The sequence below is a fragment of the Schaalia odontolytica genome (assembly GCF_031191545.1).
Lineage (GTDB): Bacteria > Actinomycetota > Actinomycetes > Actinomycetales > Actinomycetaceae > Pauljensenia > Pauljensenia odontolytica.
On record NZ_CP133472.1, the window covers coordinates 2,227,145 to 2,247,122 of the forward strand.

Genomic DNA, 19,978 nt, shown 5'->3' on the forward strand with positions numbered 1-19,978 from the left:
CAGGTTCGTGTCTCACGATAGCGTCGACAGAAAGGAAACTACGTGACTCATGAATCTTCGACGCGCCCACGTTCCCGGGCGTTGGTCGTTAGCTCCCTCGTCCTGATTGCGCTGAGCATCCCGGCGGCCATCTATGAATTTGCGAATGCCCTGGCGGGTGTGTCTGCGTCCGATGCCTGGCTGGCGGTCGGTGCCTCGACCCTGAGTGCGCTCATTGGCCTGGCGTTTCTCGGGTTCTTTGCGCGCATCAAGCCGACGGTTCTTGCGTGGCTGGCAGCGTTTGGATGGGGAACTGGCGGTGCCCTCATTTTCGCTGGCTTTGGAAACGGCTTTCTGGATGCTGCTGTCGAAGCGTCGGGGCTCGGGGAGAACACCGTCGACTTCGCGACGTCTGTGCTCACGGGCCCAGTCGTCGAAGAGACAGGCAAGGGCCTCGGTGCGCTCGTGCTGATTGTCGCCGCGCGCGAGGTTCTCGAACGTCCCGCCCAGGGCGGTGCAATCGGTGCCCTCGTTGGCATGGGTTTTGCCTGGGGTGAGGATGTAGGGTACTACGTCAGCGCACTTGAAGACGGCATGAGCGGACTGTGGGAATCGTTCCTCGTGCGGGCCATTCTTGGCGCGTACGCCCATGCCATCTTCACCGGCGTGTTCGGTTACGCGCTGGCCTGGGCATTCTTGCGGGCCAGTAACGCCATGCGAGCAGTCGTTGTCGGAATCGCAGGATTTGCCGGGGCGCTCGCGCTGCACGCTCAGGCTAACGGCCTTGGGTTCGTGGCCCCTGAGGACTCGTGGAACTTGACGTATGGCGCTATCGAGATCCCCGTACTCGTCGTGAGCGCAGCGCTCCTCGTGTGGGGGCTGCGCCGCCAGCGGGCTACCCTGGAGGCATGAGCACGCTGGACTGGCCATTGGACGCGGACGGCTATCCCCACCGGGAGGCCGCCCGCGTCCTTCTGTTCGATGATGAGGGACGCGTTCTTTTGGCGAAAGGACATGACGAGGACCAGCCGGAGCGATTCTGGTGGTTTACGATCGGCGGCGGCATCGAGGAGGCGGAGGACCCCCGCAGCGCCGCAGTGCGCGAGGTTTTTGAAGAGACCGGTATCGAGCTGGCCCCCGACGACTTGGTCGGTCCCGTCCTGTACCGGAGCGCCGAGTTCGATTTCCTGGCGGTCACCGCCCGACAGGACGAGTGGTTTTTCATCGCACAGGCGCCGTCGACTGCGTTGAGTCGAGACGGGTGGACCGAGCTGGAACGCACCGTCATCGATGCTCAGGCATGGTGGGACATCGACGAGGCAGCTGCACAGATCAACGGAGAAATCTACCCTGCTCAGATCCTCGAGTATGCGCGCAGGTGGCGCGAAGGCTGGGACGGACACATGATCCGCCTGTCCGACGCGCGAGAACCCTAGGGGTGCCGGTCAGGCGAGGCCGAGGGGAGCGATCGCCAGGGATAGATCCGGCGTATTTAGCTGGACCGGCACCTGCTCACGCACAGCGGGCTTGGCACAGAAAGCGATGCCGACCCCCGCCTCGTGCATCATGGGGATGTCGTTTGCTCCGTCGCCGATCGCGACCGTGCGCTCGAGGGGGACATCCAGGGACGAGGCCCATGATCGCAGGCAGTCGACCTTGACCTGTGAGGTGACGATGCGCCCCAACACGCGGCCGCTTAACACTCCACTGGCGACCTCTAGGCGATTTGCCGCGTAGAAATCGATGTTCAAGGAAGTGGCCAGGGGAGCGACGACTTCCTCGAAGCCACCCGACACAACGCCGAACTTTGCGCCTGCGCGATGGGCCGCGGCGATCAGCTCCCGAGCGCCCTTCGTCGGGGTGATGGACGCCAAGACGCTGGCGAAGACAGACTCGGGCACACCGGCCAACGTGGCGACACGCTCACGCAGCGACTCGCCGAAATCGAGCTCGCCGTTCATCGCGCGAGATGTAATCTCAGCGACGCGTGCCCGCGTGCCCGCGGCCTCGGCCAGCTCTTCAATGACTTCCTCGCTGATGAGTGTCGAGTCGACGTCGGTGACGACGAGGCCGGGTGCCCCGCTGGCGAACAGCAGCGGCGCACCCGGCTCATCGAGACGGTGAATCATGCTCACTTGCGGACGACCGTGCCCTTGGGGACGACCGTGATGCCGGATTCGGTGACGGTGAAGCCGCGCTCGATGTCGTGCTCGAGATCGACACCGACCTCGGCACCTTCCTCGACGACGACGTTCTTATCCAGAATCGTCTTCACGACCCGCGCGTAGCGACCGATGCGGCAGCCGTGCATGACGACCGAATCCTCGATCTTCGCCCACGAGTGGACGTAAGTGTTCGGGGAAATGATCGAGCGCACGACCTCGCCGCCGGAGACGATGACACCGGGAGACACGAAGGAGTCGATCGCGTGGCCCAGACGATCCTCGTCGCCGTAGACGAACTTGGCCGGAGGAAGGGAACCGTCGATCATCGTCATGGTCGGCCACTCACGGTTGTACAGGTTGAACACCGGGTGTACCGAGATCAGGTCCATGTTTGCCTCGTAGTAGGCGTCCAGTGTGCCAACGTCACGCCAGTAGTCGCGGTCGCGGTCGGTTGAACCCGGCACGTCGTTGTCCTGGAAGTCGTAGACGCCGCACTCGCCGCGCTCGACGAACCACGGAACGATGTTGCCGCCCATGTCATGCTTCGAATCGGGGTTTGCGGCATCCTCCCGCAGGGCGTTGACCAGATCCTTCGTGGTGAACACGTAGTTGCCCATTGAGGCAAGAACCTTCGTCGGATCGTCGGGCAGGCCCACGGCGTTCTTCGGCTTCTCGAGGAAGTTCTTCACGACGCCGTCCTCGCCGTCGATGACGCCGAGCGCGGACGCCAGCTCGATGGGCTGACGAATACCGGCGACCGTGGCTGGCAGGCCCGAATCGATGTGGTGCTGGACCATCTGCGAGAAGTCCATGCGGTAAATGTTGTCTGCACCGATGATGACGATGTATTCAGGCTGCTCGTCGTCGACGATGTTGAGCGACTGGTAGATCGCGTCCGCGCTACCCAGGTACCAGTGCGGTCCGCGACGCTGCTGGGCCGGAACAGGGGCAATGAAATTGCCGAGCAGGGGAGACGTGTACCAGGTTTTCGTGACGTGGCGGTCGAGCGAATGGGACTTGTACTGCGTCAAGACAACGATCTTGAGGTATCCGGAATTCACGATATTCGACAGCGCGAAATCGATCAGACGGAAGTGACCACCGAACGGAACGGCCGGCTTTGCGCGGTCCTCCGTCAGGGGCATCAGTCGCTTACCCTCACCGCCCGCGAGAACGATTGCCAGAACGTGGTTCTTTGCCATGTGGCACCTCTTCGTTGGTCGAGTGGACCTGCATCGGCGCAGGCCCGTGGGAGTGGTCACACTGTATTACAAATGTCTATCGTTTGCTACACCGTCTCGTTTTCGACCGCGTCTGACGTGGGATCGGATACGATATCTCTCACACGTCGCTACCGTCGGAAGGATCCCATCATGCGCGTTGATCTCCTTACCCGCGAATACCCGCCTCATGTCTATGGAGGAGCCGGTGTCCATGTGCTCGAACTGGCCAAGGTGCTGCGTGGTCTGGTCGATGACCTGCGCGTGCAGGCGTTTGACGGTCCGCGCGAACCCGGGACCGACGGTGCCGATCCGGGCGTGACCGGTCATGCCGATCTGCCTCAGCTGGCCGGCGCTAATGCGGCCCTGCGCACGCTCGGAGTCGACCTCGAGATCGCTGCTGCGTGCGAGGGATCCGATGTGGTTCACTCCCACACCTGGTACGCGAACTTCGCAGGGCACGTCGCTTCACTCCTCGGGGATATTCCGCACGTTATCTCCGCCCACTCTCTCGAGCCGCTGCGTCCGTGGAAGGCCGAGCAGCTCGGAGGCGGCTACCGTCTGTCCTCCTACGTGGAGAAGACCGCCTACGAGGCCGCGAGCGCGATTGTGGCTGTCTCCAACGGCATGCGCGATGACATCGTGCGCTGCTACCCGGGCGTCGATCCTGACCGCGTGCACGTCATCCACAACGGCATCGACCTGAACAAGTGGCACGCGCCCGTGGGCGATGAGGGTGAGGAGCTGCGTGCGCGCGTGCTCGCCGAGCACGGGATCGACCCGTCGCGCCGCACGGTCGTTTTTGTCGGTCGCATTACTCGCCAGAAGGGCCTGCCCTACTTCCTGCGTGCTGCCCAGCTTCTGCCCGATGACGTCCAGGTGGTCCTATGCGCCGGTGCCCCCGATACTCCTGAGATCGCGGCCGAGGTCGACGGCCTCGTCGCAGATCTACGTGCCCGCCGCTCCGGCGTCGTGCTCATCTCCGAGATGCTCCCTCAGCCCGAGGTTGCTGCGATCCTGTCCTCGGCACAGGTTTTTATTACGCCGTCGGTTTACGAACCCCTCGGGATTGTCAACCTGGAGGCGATGGCTTTGGGCCTGCCCGTCGTCGGTACCGCGACCGGCGGTATCCCCGACGTGATCGTCGACGGCGAGACCGGTTACCTCGTCCCAATCGAGCAGATGCAGGACGGTACGGGAACGCCGCTTGATCCGCGTGCCTTCGAAGAGGCGATGGCCGACCGCTTGGTGAAGGTCCTCGACGATGCCGAGCTGGGTCGTCGCATGGGCGAGGCTGGACTCGCTCGCGCACGCGATCACTTCTCCTGGGAAGCGATCGGACTGAAGACGGCCGAGCTGTATCGTTCGCTCGTTTAGGGCGCACGCCACCCGTCAGACGACTAGGCTAGATACATGACGTATGTCCTGAATCTCTCTCACGTGTCCGTCCAGCGAGGCGACACTCAGATCCTATCCGACGTTTCGTGGTCGACGCGGCCGCGTCAGCACTGGGTCATTGTCGGACCCAACGGTGCGGGTAAGACCACGCTGGCCCGCGTGGCCTCCGGTCGCATCGCCGCGGACAGCGGCGAGGTGACCGTCTCAGAGACGGATCTGGCGCAGGCTGATCCCGCTGAGGTGGCGACCCGCGTCGGGCTCGCCTCGGCCGCGGTGGGTGCCAAGATCGTGCCGACGCAGTCGGTTCTCGACACGGTGCGCAGCGCCGCCTGGGGTCTGGCTGTCGCTCACGACGAGGAATACGAACAGGTCGACGACGAGCGTGCCCGCGCGCTCATGGGGATCTTCGGAGTCGACCATCTCGCCGAGCGCGAGTACGCGACCCTGTCGGAGGGCGAAGCGCAGCGAGTGCTGCTCGCCCGTGCGCTCATGACCGACCCCGAGGTTCTCGTCCTCGACGAGCCCACCTCCGGACTCGACCTGGGCGCGCGCGAGTTGCTCATCGCCGCGCTGTCGGAGATCATGAAGGGTTCGAAGTCTCCGCAGATCATCCTGGTGACCCACCAGATTGAGGAGATTCCCGATGGCGTGACGCACTGCGCGATCATGTCGCAGGGGCAGGTCGCCCATCAAGGCCCCATCGAGGACGTATTGACGGGGCTCAACCTGTCGCAGGTCTATGGAATGCCGTTGCTCGCGGGTCGCAGCGATGGCCGCTGGTGGGCGCACGGCGTCACCGACTAAGGAGGAAGTATGACTACCTGGTGGCTGTGGATTCTCGCCGCCCTGGTGTGTGGCATCGTCGAGGTCATGAGCGTGAGCTTCGTGTTCCTCATGTTCGCTATCGGAGCGTTGGCTGCCGGTATCGCGGGCGCGTTTGGCGCGAACCTCACGATCCAGGTCATCGTCTTCGTCGTTGTTTCAATCGTTTTGCTGGTGGCTGCGCGTCCCTTCCTGAAGGGCCGGATCGAGCGCTCCAAAGACTATGTCCCGAGCAATACGGATGGGTTGATTGGCAAGACCGGCTACGTGACCGAGGTCGTGGGGGAGCGCCACGGTCGCATCCAGTTTTCGGGCGGTGAGTGGAGCGCGCGAACCGAGGGGCCTGAGCTTCCTGCGGGTGCCGAGGTTCGTGTCGAGCGTATCGACGGAGCTACCGCCGTCGTCAGTGCCCTCAACCCGACGGTCCCGTCGCCGACCCAGCCGCATCAGGGCTCGGCCTCCTGACAGTTCATCTTCTGGTTCGTGTAGTAGAAAGGAAACACGTTATGAGTTCTGGTGATGTCATCGGCAACATCGTGGTGATCGTGGTTCTTGCGTTCATTGTTTTCGTCGTCGTCTCGCTCGTGCGTGCGGTGCGGATCGTCCCGCAGTCTCAGGCCTACGTCGTTGAGCGCCTGGGCCGCTTCCAGGCCGTGATGCAGGGAGGCTTCCACCTCCTCGTCCCCTTCGTGGACCGCGTCGCTGCCCGTATCGATCTGCGTGAGCAGGTCGCTAATTTCCCGCCTCAGCCCGTCATCACCGCCGACCAGGCGATGGTGTCGATCGATTCCGTCATCTACTTCCAGATCACGGATCCACGCAGCGCGACCTACGAAGTCGCGAACTTCCTGCAGGCGATCGAGCAGCTGACCGCGACGACACTGCGTAACCTCATTGGCTCTCTCGATCTGGAGCAGACCCAGACGTCTCGTGAGTCGATCAATAAGCAGCTGCGTGGTGTTCTCGACGAGGCAACGGGCCCCTGGGGTATTCGCGTGACCCGCGTGGAACTCAAGTCGATCGAGCCGCCGCCGCGAGTCCTAGCGGCCATGGAACAGCAGATCACGGCTGAGCGCACCAAGCGCGCGACGATTCTGACGGCCGAAGCCGAGCGCGAGGCTCAGATTAAGAAGGCCGAGGGTGCTAAGCAGGCCGCCGTTCTGGCAGCTTCTGCCCAGCAGGAGGCACAGGTTCTTCAGGCGAAGGGCCAGAAGGAAGCGCTGATCCTGCAGGCCGAGGGTGCTCGCCAGGCGCAGATCCTGCGCGCACAGGGCGAGTCCGAGGCCATCGCGACGGTCTTCGCCGCGATTAACGCGGGTAAGGCTACGCCCGAGCTTCTGTCCTACAAGTACCTCGAAATGCTGCCGAAGATCGCCGACGGTCAGGCGTCCAAGCTGTGGATGCTTCCTTCCGATCTCACCGGCGCACTGGAATCCATCTCGAAGGGTTTCAACCTGGGCAAGTAAACTGAAGCCGTGCCGGGCCGACCGCAGTCCCTGCGGTCGGCCCGTTTTATCTCAATGGGAGGACAGCGGTGGATTCGCATCAGGAATACGTGCTGCGCGAGGTAGCGCAGAAGAACATTCGCTTTATCCGTTTGTGGTTCACGGACGTTGCGGGTGTGCTCAAGTCGATTTCGATTGACCCCGGCGAGCTCGAGGAGGCTTTCGCTGAGGGCATCGGCTTTGACGGATCGGCCGTCGAGGGCCTGACGCGCGTGTATGAGTCGGACATGCTTCTCAAACCCGATGCCTCGACGTTTCAGCTGCTGCCCTGGCGTTCCAACGAGGACCCGGTAGCGCGCATGTTCTGCGACGTTCTTATGCCCGACGGGCGACCGGCGCCCTCCGATCCTCGCGGTGTTCTGGAGCGCGCGGTGGAGCGTGCCGCCGACGCGGGTTTCCGGGTCATGATCCATCCCGAGATCGAGTTCTACCTGCTGCGCCAGCCCGTCACGCCCGACCGTATGATTCCTGTGGACCAGGCTGGATACTTCGATCATGTCGCTCGCGGGGACTCGAACGACTTCCGCCGCCGGGCTGTGCGCATGCTCGAAGATATGGCGATCCCGGTCGAGTTTTCGCATCACGAGGGCGGACCGGGACAAAACGAAATCGACCTGCGCGCTGTGGATCCCGTGCGCGCGGCCGACAACATCATGACCGCCCGCACTCTCATCGAAGAGGTCGCCTTGCGCGAAGAACTCGTCGCGACGTTCATGCCCAAGCCCTTCATAGAACACCCGGGCTCCGGAATGCATACGCACCTGTCGCTGTTTGAGGGAGAAGAAAACGCGTTCTTCTCACCGGCGGGCCAGTATCGACTCTCCACGACCGGACGCCAGTTCATCGCGGGCTTGCTGGCCCACGCCGAGGAGATCGCGGCGATCACCAACCAGCACGTGAACTCCTACAAGCGTCTGTGGGGTGGGGGAGAGGCACCGTCCTACGTGTGCTGGGGGCACCTGAACCGATCCGCTCTCGTGCGTGTTCCGCTGTACAAGCCGAAGAAGGCGGCCGCGGCACGCATCGAGTACCGCGCGCCCGACCCGAGTGCGAATCCATATCTGGCTTTCGCAGTCCTCATCGCGGCGGGCTTGGACGGTATCGAACAGAAGATGGAGCTCATGCCCGAGGCTGAGGACAACGTGTGGGATCTGTCGGACCGTGAGCGTCAGGTCATGGGTATTCGCGCCCTTCCGGCTTCCCTGTCCGACGCCGTGCGTTGTATGAAGAGCTCCGACCTGGTGGCATCCACCCTCGGTGAGCAGGTGTTTGACTACGTCATCCGGAACAAGCGCAAGGAGTGGACGGAGTACCGTCAGCAGATCACTCGCCAGGAACTCGAGCAATTCCTCAAGGTCGTTCCCCGGTGACGCCCGACGAACTACGGGTTGCAGGATTCCTGGACCCTCAGCGCGCCCTCGGCTTCCTTGAGGAGCTTCCGGGTGGGGCCGAGGCCTGGGCACCAGATCTGGGGGCAAGCGCCGACCCCGATCTGGCGCTGCTCGCGGTGATCCGTCTTCACGAGGCCGACCCCGGCCTCGTGGGCAGTGCTGTCGATGACCCGCGTGTGCGGCGTCGACTGTGCGCCGTCCTGGGGGCAAGCCAGTGGCTTGGCGACTACGTCATCGCTGATCCCGCCCGCGCGCCAGCGATCTGGGAGGATCCAGGGGAGAGCGCACAGCTACTGCTGGCGTCCGTGGGCGCGACGAGGCTGGACACCGGGGCTTTCGTGGCCTCGGAGAAGGCAACTGTGGACCACCTGCGTGCCGCTTATCGTCGCGTGCTGCTGTTCCTGGCCGCCGACGATCTGACGAGCGACGACCCTGAAGGCGTGATGCCCGAGGTCGGGCGGCGCATCGCGGATCTGGTCGACGCGACCCTCGAAGCCAGCCTCGCCCTGGCGAGGCGCGACATAGACCCGCAGGGGCGCATCCCCCTCGCCATTATCGCGATGGGCAAAACGGGAGCGCGCGAGCTCAACTACATCTCCGACGTTGACGTCGTCTATGTCGCCGATTCCGGGGCGGATGGAGACGAACGAGGTGTCCTTGAGGTCGCGACGCGCCTCGCTGCGGCAACGGCCTCGGCGTGCTCGGGACCCGGCACCGAAGCTCCGCTGTGGACCGTCGATACGAATTTGCGCCCGGAGGGACGCAACGGAGCGCTCGTGCGCACCGTCGAATCCTACCGACAGTACTGGGACAAGTGGGCACAAACATGGGAGTTTCAAGCGCTGCTCAAGGCGCGTGCCTGCGCGGGAGATGAAAGCGTTGGGCGAGCGTTCGAGGAGGCCGCGCAGCCCTACGTGTGGAGTGCCGCCACCCGCGAAGGATTCGTCGAGGCTGCGCGCGCGATGCGCAGACGCGTCGAAGATAACATTTCTCGTTCTCATGTCTCGCGCGAGCTAAAGCTCGGGCGCGGCGGCCTGCGCGATGTCGAGTTCACCGTCCAGCTGCTCCAGCTCGTCCACGGACGTACCGATGCCTTTTTGCGCGTGAGGTCGACGCTGGACGCGATCGACGCGCTGCGCGAGGGCGGCTACATCGCCCGCAGCGACGCGGGTCAGCTCGCCTCGTGCTATCGCTTCCTCCGAGCCGTCGAGCACCGGACCCAGTTGCCCCGCATGCGACGCACGCACCTGATTCCCGACAAGGAACGCGAACTGCGGGTGCTCGGGCGGGCGATGGGTCCGGCGCGTTTCCCTGACGCGGAGTCGATCACCTCCAGGATCGATGAGGTTCGTACGCGTGTGAGGGCTCTCCATGAAGACGTTTTCTACCGTCCGATCATCGCCGCGACGGCATCGCTGAGCGAGGACGAGGCGTCCCTGCATGCCGACGGTGCGCGTGACCGACTGGCGGCTATCGGCTATCGGGACCCGGCCGGAGCGCTCACACACATTCGCGCACTTACCCAGGGAACGAGCAGGCGTGCGGCTATTCAACGCCACCTCCTTCCGGTGTTCATCTCGTGGCTGGCCGGTGGGGCCGACCCCGACATGGGCCTGTTGAACTTCCGGATCCTGTCCGAGGACATTGGCGATTCGCATTGGTATCTCGCGCTTCTGCGAGACTCGGGCGTCGCTGCCCACAGGCTCACGACCATGCTCCCGAACTCGCGCTGGATCGCCGAGGCCCTCGCCAAGCGTCCCGAGGCCGTGGCCTGGCTCGACGACGATGGCGAGTTGGCTCCGCGCGAGCCGCATCGGCTAGCTCGGGAAGTTGCGGCCCTCATTGACCGTCACGAGGACGCGGCCGAGGCGGCCGCTCGAGTCCGAGCCGTGCGCACGCGTGAGCTCACGCGTTGCGCGATGAGCGACCTGCTGGGCGGCGTCGATCCGCGTGGGCACGCGATCGCAGACGCAACGGACGCGGCGATTCTCGGCGCACTCGCCATCGCCCAACGTGAGGAAGCCCAGCGCTGGGGGCGCGAGCGGGCCCACGTCGTCTTCGTCGCGATGGGACGCTACGGTGGACGCGAGTGCTCGTACGCCTCCGATGCCGACGTGATCGCCCTACACGAGGCCGTAGGCGGAGTCTGCGACGCTGAGGCGGCGGCCAGTGCAACCGCGATTGTTAACCGCGTGAAGAGCCTACTAGGGTCGGCGACGAGCCAGCTGGGTATCGTCGTCGACCTAGGCCTGCGCCCCGAGGGCAAGAACGGCCCAATGAGCCGCACGATCGAGTCCCATCGTGAGTACGCCCAGCGCTGGGCTTCGACGTGGGAGAGGCAGGCGGCGGTGCGTGCCCGTCCGATCGGGGAGGGCCGCCTTGCTGATCGGGCCCGAGAACTGTTCGCGGAGTTCGCCTATGGGGGAGTGAGCGAAACGGATCTGCGTGACATTCGCCTGCTGAAGGCGCGCATGGAGAACGAGCGTCTGCCGCGGGGAATCGAAGCTGCACGCCACGTCAAGCTCGGCCCGGGCGGCCTCAGCGATGTCGAGTGGACGATCCAGCTCATTCAAATGCGCGATGCGCAGCGGGTGCCGGCCCTGTGCACGCCCTCCACGACGGGCGCGATTCTGGCGGCGCGCGAGGGTGGATTGCTGGAAGCGAGCGATGCACACACACTGCTGGATGCGTGGGACATGGCAACCCGTATTCGCGCGGCCAACACGCTGGCAAGTGGCCGCATGAGCGGAGTGAAACTCGACGTCTTACCCCGTGACAGCGCGGAGCTGCGTGCCCTTGCGGCGATCCTCGGGTACGGTAGCGGCGGGCTAAACGCCCTCGAAGACGACTGGCTGCGCGCTGGACGCAAAGCGCGCGCCGTCATGGAACGACTTTTCTGGGAGCAGCAGTGAAGATTGTGCTGGTACGGCACGGACAGACCCCCGCGAATCGCCTCGGTGCGCTCGACACGGTGCGCCCCGGTCTCGGGCTGACTCCCGAAGGACTCCTCCAGGCCCAGCGCCTCGCGGATCGATGGGAGTCCGAGGTTGCGCCGCCTCCCACCGTCATCGCACTGTCCGGGCTGCACCGTACGCGCCTGACCGCGGCGCCTCTGGCTAGCGCCTACGGGTTGACCCCGCAGGTGCACCCCGGCATCCGCGAGCTACGCTCCGGCGATCTCGAAATGGCGGCCGACCCGGCATCGCAGTCCCTCTACGTGCGCACGACCCTGTCGTGGTGCGCCGGGGATTTGGATAATCACATGCCCGGCGGCGAAAGCGGGCGCGAGGCCCTGGCCCGCTCGCTGGAGACCGTGCGTCGGGTGGGCCTGGCCGCACGCGAGCAAGCTGGGGACGAGGCCGTCGCGGTGTTCGTCATCCATGGTGCCCTCACGCGCCTGCTGGCCACGTGGCTGTCCACCGACATCGACGAGGACCTCGTCTCCAAGCACTTCATGTCCAACACGGGCACGTCCACCTTCGAGTGGGCGCCCGACTTCACCCCGTCCTCCGCGGACGAGCTGGCGAAGGGGCTCCACGCCCTGACCTGGAACGACCGTCCCCTCGATCAGTGGGACTGAGCGGCCTCGGCGCCTGACGGTCCGGCGGCGGGGCGACGAAGGGCGAGACCTCGTAGGGGGCTGTATGAGAACTGATACCGGTTGATCCGTTTGTTGTCGTCAAACCGTCAGTCGAGGTACCCTGAGCTTGTGGTCAGTGTCATGTAAGACACCACAACGAGGAGGTACACCGATGTCCCGTTCCCTGCCACTGGTCGTCGTCATTCCCGGTATCGGGGGAAGTGAACTCGCGGATGCGTCCGGCACAATCGTCTATAGAGCTGGTTTGGGTTCTCTCCTCAGCGTGGGGCGAGATCCGAGCGCGCTCGATCCGAACAACGAGCTGCGCCCGGTCGGACTCATCGGGCCCTGTTCGTTGATATGTTGGCAATTCATTACCGGTTACGACGGCTTGCTGAGCGGTATTACCAAGGGACTGGGACTATCCCCGGGGCGTGTCGTAACCGCGGGTGAGGACCTGGTTGATCGAGACGCCACCGTCGTCGCCTTTCCCTATGATTTTCGCCGGTCGGTGGAACAGATCGCCAACGATCTGGACCGTGTCGTGCGCGAGCGGGCGCAGGGACGGCACGTTGTACTCGTCGCGCACTCGATGGGCGGCCTGGTTGCCGCGTGGTGGTGGTCCTTCATGAGTGAGGGGATCGATGTCGACCAGATTATTACTCTTGGTACGCCCTTTCGCGGGGCGGCGAAGGCTCTCGATGTCTTGGTCAATGGGATGCGCATCGGGCCATTTCCCGCGACTCAGGCTGTTTCTGACACGGTGAGGACATGGGATTCGGTCTTCGATCTGCTGCCCCACTACCAGGTTGTCAGCGGGAATGATAACTACCGGTACCCGTACGAATTGCCTTCTGGCATCACATCGGCCGTCGCTGGGTTCTCAGGTAAAGCGCGCGTGGCCTATGAGAAGAACCGATGTTTGCATAAAGCACTGGCCAATATGGTTGCAGAGAGTGGGAGTAACCCGTTCACCGTCTACTACTCGCAGGGACACACGACTCTGGGGCACGCCAGCATCGATACTCACTCGGATGGACTCGTGGTGGCCAAGGGGAATCCGCGAGCGATCCCAGCGAGCTGGGATGGTGGCGACGGGACGGTTCCTACGTTTTCTGCGATTCCCGATGTCCTCGAAGACAACGTATCCCACCGGCGGCGGCTGAGAGGTAAGCATCAAGACCTGGTGGAAGAGACGTTGGTGTTTGAGCATGTGTCGGAGCATGCGCGGGATCGTTTGCCCGCTGCGGCCAGGGGGGCTCGCCGACATGATGTCGATGCATACCTGCAGCTTGATCTCGAGGATGTCGTGCTCGCGGGCACTCAAGCTGAGGTGAGGCTGCGCGTTGTAGACAAGGCTGGCAGTGTACTGGATGTGGGGAATGTCGGCGGCAACGTCGGCGGTAAACGGTTCCGGGCAGAGCGCTGTGACGACGGATGGTGGTCGGCCCAGCTTCCGGCGCTGGAGGAGGGTGTGCACTCGTTGATGTTGTCGGCGACGGGTGTGCCCAACGTCGATCGTCTTGTGTTGAAGACGCGTGTGGGGGCAGCATCGTGAATGAGCGCAATCTGTGGGATTCAATCAACCACCCGACGGGGTTGGTAGATATGGTTCACGTCGGGTGGGTGCAGCGCTTGCTTAGCTCTGCGGAGTGGAGCGGTTTCCCTGGTCCTGAGCCTGACCTCGTCGCTCACGGACAGACGCGAGTGGGCCCTCATGCGAGGAAGATTTTTGAGGAGTTCGCCGAGCTGGGGCTTCGATACGTTGGGGAGCCGACAGATAGCGAGCCTGGGGCGCAGCGTATTCGGCCTGTCAACGAGGTGCTCGGTCTCCGAAAGGCGACGTGCGTGGATCTGTGTGTGGCCTTTTGTTGCGCTGCGCTCGATGCCGGGATCTACCCGCTGATCCTGACGGTGACGGCTGACGGTGGGCAGCGGCGGCACGCGATCGTCTTGGTGCCCATGGAACGTCAGTGGGCCATGGGGTGCGACGTCCTCATCGACGAGGGGTTCAGCCGCGAGCCGATGCTGCCTAATCGGGAAGACCTGAGAGATCTCGTGGTCGGGTCCGCCGATGATCCCGGGGGTACGTGGCTGGCGATTGACGTACAGCAGGTCACTGAATCAGATGGCAATTGGAAAACTGCACTGTTTTTGGGCGCTGAGTATGTCCACGACTGGGAGTGGGACGTCTGTGTGGACGTTGGGGGGCTGCGCAGCCGTACCCCTGATTGTGTGCTTCCTCCCGGGGGACACATCGAGAAGGTCTTGGCCCCTGCTTATGCCGAGCTGCCCGAGAATTTCACGCCCCTGCAGCTCATGTGGGGGCGTTATGGTGCGGTGCCATATCAGCAGTGTGATGAGATCCGTCAGCTTCGTGAGTGGGCAACGACGACGGCGGATGCTACCGCACCGTCGCAGGGAGGACATAACGCGGACATTGCTGTCGCTGTGGTGACGGGGACGGGGGGATCCGGGAAGACACGCCTGGCCGCGCAGCTGTGCCATGAACTGTCCTCGATTGGTTGGTACGCGGGGTTCTTGCCCTCGACGGTCGATGTGACGGATGAGGAGCTGTCTGCTCTCACGGAGGTGACCACTGAGCTTCTGGTGGTGGTGGACTACGCTGAGGAAGCTCGGCGAGGTCTCGTGGCACGGGTGGTACGCAAGCTGCGGGCGAGGCACTCGCCGACCCGGATCGTGTTGACAGCGCGTGGTGCCGACGCGTGGTGGGAGGAGTTCCGCGAGGAGGCGGAGCAAGAGGGAACCCCACTGAGTAACACGCTGTCAATGTCCATTCGGGGCAAGCAACAGGTGGAGGCGGATCCATGGTTTTTCGGACGCATGTATCGCAGGGCGGTTCAGCAATTCTCTGACAAGCTCAATAAGGCTGTTCCTACAGACGTTGAGGTTCCCGAGGGCCTGGGGGACACCGCTCTTGACGTGGTGTTGAGGGCATGGCTTGCCGTGTGCGATAACGACGAGGTGGCTAAGAATGACATCCCGACCCGGGAAGAGCTCTACGACAGGGTTTTATCGATTGAGTTTGCCCGGTGGCGTAAGGAACCGAAGCTGGAAGGGATCAGCCGTGACCATCTGCGTCGTGCGGCTGCCACACTCAGCCTGCTCGCCCCGAAGCGGGACACAGATGAGATCGACGACGTCCTGAGCCGCCTTCCAGAGTGGAACCAAGACCATCTGCTGCGCAATCGTTTGGCAGAGCTGGTGGTGCAGTCTCTTCTGCGTGATGATGGTGCGAATTCTGTTAGCTTGCGGCCCGATCCGGTTGCCGAACACCTCATCCTGGACGTATTCGGAAAGAATCCGGAACTGCTGGATCGGGTGGTTCCACAGGATCCGGCGCAGCTACCTGGCTTAGACGACTCCGATGCTGAGGACTCGGTCGTTACGCGTGCGCTCGAGATGGGCCAACAGGCGCGCAACGCGTGCGTGACCATTACACGGGCCTCCTCTCTCGATAGAGAGGTGGCACTTCGCCTGGCCCGGCGTGCTCTCCGTGAGAGGCCATTCCTATGGAAGGAGGCGCTGGACGTCGCGCTCATTCAGGGAGGACCGCTGGCACCCGCTCTCGAAGCACTCATCGAATCAGGTGCGACCCTGCCACTCGGTGTGATTGATGATGCGATTCCTGTCGGGCACCCGGCGTTGGCGGGAGCTGCCTTGGCGGCGACCATGCGCCTTGCGAATTCCGCTGAGCGGAGTCCGGAGCAACAGGCACACTGGGCCAATAATCTGTCCATTCGTCTGTCCGACATTGGCGAGCGAAAAGCGGCGTTGGAGGCGGCTCGCGAGGCGGTGGAGCTGTATCGTGGGCTGGCTGAGGCTTCCCCGGCGGCCTACGCCCCCGACCTGGCTGGGTCGTTGAATAACCTGGCGAATTGTTTGTCGGCGGTGGGGGAGCGGAATGAGGCGTTGGAGGCGGCCCGAGAGGCGGTGGAGCTGTATCGTGGGCTGGCTGAGGCTTCCCCGGCGGCCTACGCCCCCGACCTGGCTGGGTCGTTGAATAACCTGGCGGCCTGTTTGTCGGCGGTGGGGGAGCGGAATGAGGCGTTGGAGGCGGCCCGCGAGGCGGTGCGTTTGCGCCGGGCGCTGGCTGAGGCTTCCCCGGCGGCCTACGCCCCCGCCCTGGCTGGGTCGTTGACTAACCTGGCGGCCTTTTTGTCGGCGGTGGGGGAGCGGAATGAGGCGTTGGAGGCGGCCCGCGAGGCGGTGCGTTTGCGCCGGGCGCTGGCTGAGGCTTCCCCGGCGGCCTACGCTCCCGACCTGGCAATGTCGTTGACTAACCTGGCGGCCTTTTTGTCGGAGGTGGGAAAGCAGGATGAGGCGTTGGAGGCGGCCCGCGAGGCGGTGCGTTTGCGCCGGGCGCTGGCTGAGGCTTCCCCGCAGGCCTACGCTCCCGACCTGGCAATGTCGTTGAATAACCTGGCGGCCTTTTTGTCGGAGGTGGGAAAGCAGGATGAGGCGTTGGAGGCGGCCCGCGAGGCGGTGGAGCTGTATCGTGGGCTGGCTGAGGCTACCCCGGCGGCTTACGCCCCCGACCTGGCAATGTCGTTGACTAACCTGGCGAATCTTTTGTCGGCGGTGGGGGAGCGGAATGAGGCGTTGGAGGCGGCCCGCGAGGCGGTGCGTTTGCGCCGGGCGCTGGCTGAGGCTTCCCCGCAGGCCTACACCCCCGACCTGGCAATGTCGTTGACTAACCTGGCGAATCTTTTGTCGGAGGTGGGAAAGCAGGATGAGGCGTTGGAGGCGGCCCGCGAGGCGGTGCGTTTGCGCCGGGCGCTGGCTGAGGCTTCCCCGCAGGCCTACACCCCCGACCTGGCAATGTCGTTGAATAACCTGGCGAACATTTTGTCGGCGGTGGGGGAGCGGAATGAGGCGTTGGAGGCGGCCCGCGAGGCGGTGCGTTTGCGCCGGGCGCTGGCTGAGGCTTCCCCGCAGGCCTACGCCCCCGCCCTGGCAATGTCGTTGAATAACCTGGCGAATCGTTTGTCGGAGGTGGGGGAGCGGAATGAGGCGTTGGAGGCTGCCCGCAAGGCGGTGGAGCTGTATCGCGGGCTGGCTGAGGCTACCCCGCAGACCTACACCCCGAAGCTGGCTGGGTCGTTGACTAACCTGGCGAATTGTTTGTCGGAGGTGGGGGAGCGGAATGAGGCGTTGGTAGCGGCCCGCGAGGCGGTGCGTTTGCGCCGGGCGCTGGCTGAGGCTTCCCCGCAGGCCTACGCTCCCGACCTGGCAATGTCGTTGAATAACCTGGCGAATCGTTTGTCGGAGGTGGGGGAGCGGAATGAGGCGTTAGAGGCGGCCCGCGAGGCGGTGGAGCTGTATCGTGGGCTGGCTGAGGCTACCCCGGCGGCTTACGCCCCCGACCTGGCAATGTCGTTGACTAACCTGGCGAATCTTTTGTCGGCGGTGGGGGAGCGGAATGAGGCGTTGGAGGCGGCCCGCGAGGCGGTGCGTTTGCGCCGGGCGCTGGCTGAGGCTACCCCGGCGGCCTACACCCCCGACCTGGCTGCGTCGTTGAATAACCTGGCGGCCTTTTTGTCGGCGGTGGGAAAGCAGGATGAGGCGTTGGAGGCGGCCCGCGAGGCGGTGCGTTTGCGCCGGGCGCTGGCTGAGGCTTCCCCGGCGGCCTACGCCCCCGCCCTGGCTGGGTCGTTGACTAACCTGGCGGCCTTTTTGTCGGCGGTGGGAAAGCAGGATGAGGCGTTGGAGGCGGCCCGCGAGGCGGTGCGTTTGCGCCGGGCGCTGGCTGAGGCTTCCCCGGCGGCCTACGCTCCCGACCTGGCAATGTCGTTGACTAACCTGGCGGCCTTTTTGTCGGAGGTGGGAAAGCAGGATGAGGCGTTGGAGGCGGCCCGCGAGGCGGTGCGTTTGCGCCGGGCGCTGGCTGAGGCTTCCCCGCAGGCCTACACCCCGAACCTGGCAATGTCGTTGACTAACCTGGCGAACATTTTGTCGGCGGTGGGGGAGCGGAATGAGGCGTTGGAGACCTTCGTTGAAGGCTTTGATTGCTTCTCGCCAGCTGTGCGTGCCCGCCTGCTGGTGGCTAGGGCCACCTGGCGCGACGACGGCGGAGAAGCGGGGGATGTCGTCGCGGCGGCCCGGGAAGCAGACTCTACTGATGATCCGGTGCTCCTGGGCCCGGTGCGCCGCATGATCGCCCGCGTGATCACCGATGCGGGAATAATGGGCACGGGTCTTCCCCGCTGGGTCACCGTCGACGCTGAGTCGGCGACTTCCAGGATTAAGGGATGGCTCGAGTGTAGCGATCTAGCGCAGCGGGTGGCTTTCCTCGAAGTGCAGTGGAGCTCGCCGTCGGCCTCCGAGAAAGAAACGCTGGCCGCCCTTGCCGAGCTGAACGTGGACCGTCCCTCTGTCGCCGAGCTCGCTGCCCTCGTGGAGCGCATCGCTGACAGCGGCATCCAGGCCGTCACAACCGATCTGCGGACCCATCACCGAGCTCAGCTGCTTGCTCGCGACTGGTATGAGGCGCACCTGAACGGGAGAGGAGCAAGCTTCCTGCGCGAGCACATGAGGGGCAACCCCGATGCGTCGCGTGGCGAGGGCCAGATCAGCGAGGGTGGCAAGCAAGAGCCAGAGGAAAGGGAGAAAGACCTAGGCGACCCCGACATGAGAATCCGGGTCCTCCAGGTGCTGGCGGCAACGCTCCCGGAGGATGAGGTAGCCATTATGGACGCAATAATTGAGCTCGCACAACTCGCTGATCAGAGTACCGCCTACGATGCGCAACGCAGCGACGAAGGCGCCGAAGACACGCTCAGAGAGTTCCTCGAAGCGCGCAATTGGCGGGCGATGATCCTTGTCCTCGGACTACGCCCGTCCGTGGCGGAGTCGACCTACGGGCGTATCGCCCGTCTGCTGTCTGAAGCCGTCACCGACGAACCTGTACAGAGGCTGCGCGAACTCTACGAGCATGCGAACGAGGAGATGGACGCGATCCACCGCAGGCAGCTCCAGGCCCTGCTCGACAAGGCCCTCAGAACCGACCAATGCACGCCAGCCTTCGCGGACATCCTCTCGTGGACCAGGAACTCGGGATCGCGTCAACAGTGATCGGGCAAGCCCCTCGATCAGTGGTCTTGATGCTGCTCCTGATCGGGTGCAACGAAGGCTGACACCTCGAAAGGGAACGAGCGGTACGTGAAGTAGTTGCGCAAGTGCGACAGGTGCTCCTCACACGCCAGCCACGTCTTCGTGCGCCCGCGGTGGATCGCAGGGTTGCGCCAGTCGATCCGATAGATCGCGGCGTTCGTGCATTCGCGCGCTGAGCAGATGCCCGAGGCGCTTTCGACTCCCAGAGCCATGGTGTCCTCCCGGTGCGGTTACGCTTGGAAGTATGCCAACCCTCGTACTCGTTCGCCACGCGCAGGCCGCCTACTCCTACCCTGACCACTCTCGACCGCTGACCGATGCGGGCCTCGACCAGGCCGCGCGCCTGGGCGGTGCTGTGGCTCGCGACGTCGGGGGCTTCGACGTGGCCGTCTGCTCGGATGCGACGCGCGCGCGGGAGACTTTCGGGCAGATCAGCCAGCGCGTTCGGGTCCGTGATGGCTGGTTTGACCGCAGCGTGTATAACGCCGACGAGGAGGACATCCTCACCTTGGCTCGCACCTTTGAGGGGGAACGGGCGCTCATCGTTGGCCACGAGCCCACCATGTCCGGTGTCGGATACGTTCTGGCCCGTGAGGATAGTCGGGGAGAGGTAGCCCGCGGCATTCCCACCGCAACCGCTCTCATCCTCAGCTTCGACGGCGCTTGGGAGGATCTTTCTCCCGGTAGCGCCGCGTTGCGCCTTATCCTCACCCCGCCCACTCGATAATCGGGGCCATTATGGCCTTGCCTCGGCCTCGCGCCTGTGACTGTGTTTACGTTTGTC

At 64.2% G+C, this 19,978-nt stretch carries 15 protein-coding genes; 12 read left to right on the plus strand and 3 right to left on the minus strand.

Features of this window, described 5'->3' with window-relative positions; genetic code table 11:
• Window positions 1-42 precede the first annotated feature (42 nt).
• Together RDV55_RS09505 and RDV55_RS09510 are read left to right on the plus strand one after the other, a co-directional pair.
• A complete protein-coding gene (locus tag RDV55_RS09505) occupies window positions 43-891 on the plus strand; it encodes a PrsW family intramembrane metalloprotease (protein WP_111824139.1) in 849 nt (282 codons plus the stop codon).
• On the plus strand, window positions 888-1,415 hold the full coding sequence (locus RDV55_RS09510) for an NUDIX hydrolase (protein ID WP_111824140.1): 528 nt from the start codon (window positions 888-890) through the stop codon (window positions 1,413-1,415). The genes RDV55_RS09505 and RDV55_RS09510 overlap by 4 nt, the downstream gene beginning before the upstream one ends.
• 9 nt (window positions 1,416-1,424) lie before the next feature.
• Here RDV55_RS09510 and serB read toward each other — a convergent pair whose 3' ends face one another.
• Together serB and RDV55_RS09520 are read right to left on the minus strand one after the other, a co-directional pair.
• Window positions 1,425-2,108: a phosphoserine phosphatase SerB gene (serB, locus tag RDV55_RS09515; protein WP_111824141.1), complete on the minus strand. Its 684-nt coding sequence runs from the start codon at window positions 2,106-2,108 to the stop codon at window positions 1,425-1,427.
• Window positions 2,109-2,110: 2 nt separating this feature from the next.
• The gene (locus tag RDV55_RS09520) at window positions 2,111-3,346 is read right to left on the minus strand and encodes a glucose-1-phosphate adenylyltransferase (protein WP_111824142.1); all 1,236 of its coding nucleotides are present in this window, start codon (window positions 3,344-3,346) and stop codon (window positions 2,111-2,113) included.
• 171 nt (window positions 3,347-3,517) lie between these two features.
• Here RDV55_RS09520 and glgA point away from each other — a divergent pair, with 171 nt between their 5' ends.
• The 9 genes from glgA (at window position 3,518) to RDV55_RS09565 (ending at window position 19,155) form a co-directional block, all read left to right on the plus strand.
• A complete protein-coding gene (gene glgA / locus RDV55_RS09525; RefSeq protein WP_111824143.1) occupies window positions 3,518-4,741 on the plus strand; it encodes a glycogen synthase in 1,224 nt (407 codons plus the stop codon).
• A gap of 36 nt (window positions 4,742-4,777) precedes the next feature.
• Window positions 4,778-5,566 (plus strand): ABC transporter ATP-binding protein, encoded by a 789-nt coding sequence (locus RDV55_RS09530; RefSeq protein WP_111824144.1) that lies wholly within the window; start codon window positions 4,778-4,780, stop codon window positions 5,564-5,566.
• Window positions 5,567-5,575: 9 nt separating this feature from the next.
• On the plus strand, window positions 5,576-6,049 hold the full coding sequence (locus RDV55_RS09535; protein ID WP_111824145.1) for an NfeD family protein: 474 nt from the start codon (window positions 5,576-5,578) through the stop codon (window positions 6,047-6,049).
• Window positions 6,050-6,090: 41 nt separating this feature from the next.
• Complete coding sequence (locus tag RDV55_RS09540) at window positions 6,091-7,050, plus strand: SPFH domain-containing protein (protein ID WP_111824146.1); 960 nt, start codon at window positions 6,091-6,093, stop codon at window positions 7,048-7,050.
• Between the two features lie 68 nt (window positions 7,051-7,118).
• Window positions 7,119-8,459: a glutamine synthetase family protein gene (locus RDV55_RS09545; RefSeq protein WP_111824147.1), complete on the plus strand. Its 1,341-nt coding sequence runs from the start codon at window positions 7,119-7,121 to the stop codon at window positions 8,457-8,459.
• Window positions 8,456-11,392 carry a bifunctional [glutamine synthetase] adenylyltransferase/[glutamine synthetase]-adenylyl-L-tyrosine phosphorylase gene (locus RDV55_RS09550; protein WP_111824148.1) on the plus strand — a complete coding sequence of 979 codons (2,937 nt, stop codon included), beginning with the start codon at window positions 8,456-8,458 and terminating at the stop codon, window positions 11,390-11,392. Before RDV55_RS09545 ends, RDV55_RS09550 begins: the two co-directional genes overlap by 4 nt.
• A complete protein-coding gene (locus RDV55_RS09555; RefSeq protein WP_111824149.1) occupies window positions 11,389-12,060 on the plus strand; it encodes a histidine phosphatase family protein in 672 nt (223 codons plus the stop codon). The genes RDV55_RS09550 and RDV55_RS09555 overlap by 4 nt, the downstream gene beginning before the upstream one ends.
• A 172-nt stretch (window positions 12,061-12,232) precedes the next feature.
• Window positions 12,233-13,618: an esterase/lipase family protein gene (locus RDV55_RS09560; protein WP_111824150.1), complete on the plus strand. Its 1,386-nt coding sequence runs from the start codon at window positions 12,233-12,235 to the stop codon at window positions 13,616-13,618.
• 290 nt (window positions 13,619-13,908) lie between these two features.
• Entirely contained in the window at window positions 13,909-19,155 is a 5,247-nt protein-coding gene (locus RDV55_RS09565; RefSeq protein WP_165835863.1) for a tetratricopeptide repeat protein, read from the plus strand.
• Window positions 19,156-19,172: 17 nt separating this feature from the next.
• Here the strand turns inward: RDV55_RS09565 and RDV55_RS09570 are convergent, their stop codons facing one another.
• Complete coding sequence (locus RDV55_RS09570; RefSeq protein WP_111824152.1) at window positions 19,173-19,406, minus strand: hypothetical protein; 234 nt, start codon at window positions 19,404-19,406, stop codon at window positions 19,173-19,175.
• Between the two features lie 32 nt (window positions 19,407-19,438).
• On the opposite strand from RDV55_RS09570, the gene RDV55_RS09575 reads away from it, so the two are divergent.
• The gene (locus tag RDV55_RS09575) at window positions 19,439-19,921 is read left to right on the plus strand and encodes a SixA phosphatase family protein (protein WP_111824153.1); all 483 of its coding nucleotides are present in this window, start codon (window positions 19,439-19,441) and stop codon (window positions 19,919-19,921) included.
• The last annotated feature ends 57 nt before the right edge of the window (window positions 19,922-19,978 follow it).

Coding starts and splice junctions, on each gene's coding strand:
- RDV55_RS09535 (WP_111824145.1), top strand. CDS start 5,576: ATGACTACCTGGTGGCTGTGGATTCTCGCCGCCCTGGTGTGTGGCATC.
- RDV55_RS09560 (WP_111824150.1), top strand. CDS start 12,233: ATGTCCCGTTCCCTGCCACTGGTCGTCGTCATTCCCGGTATCGGGGGA.
- RDV55_RS09570 (WP_111824152.1), bottom strand. CDS start 19,406: ATGGCTCTGGGAGTCGAAAGCGCCTCGGGCATCTGCTCAGCGCGCGAA.
- glgA (WP_111824143.1), top strand. CDS start 3,518: ATGCGCGTTGATCTCCTTACCCGCGAATACCCGCCTCATGTCTATGGA.
- serB (WP_111824141.1), bottom strand. CDS start 2,108: ATGATTCACCGTCTCGATGAGCCGGGTGCGCCGCTGCTGTTCGCCAGC.
- RDV55_RS09520 (WP_111824142.1), bottom strand. CDS start 3,346: ATGGCAAAGAACCACGTTCTGGCAATCGTTCTCGCGGGCGGTGAGGGT.
- RDV55_RS09540 (WP_111824146.1), top strand. CDS start 6,091: ATGAGTTCTGGTGATGTCATCGGCAACATCGTGGTGATCGTGGTTCTT.
- RDV55_RS09530 (WP_111824144.1), top strand. CDS start 4,778: ATGACGTATGTCCTGAATCTCTCTCACGTGTCCGTCCAGCGAGGCGAC.
- RDV55_RS09575 (WP_111824153.1), top strand. CDS start 19,439: ATGCCAACCCTCGTACTCGTTCGCCACGCGCAGGCCGCCTACTCCTAC.
- RDV55_RS09510 (WP_111824140.1), top strand. CDS start 888: ATGAGCACGCTGGACTGGCCATTGGACGCGGACGGCTATCCCCACCGG.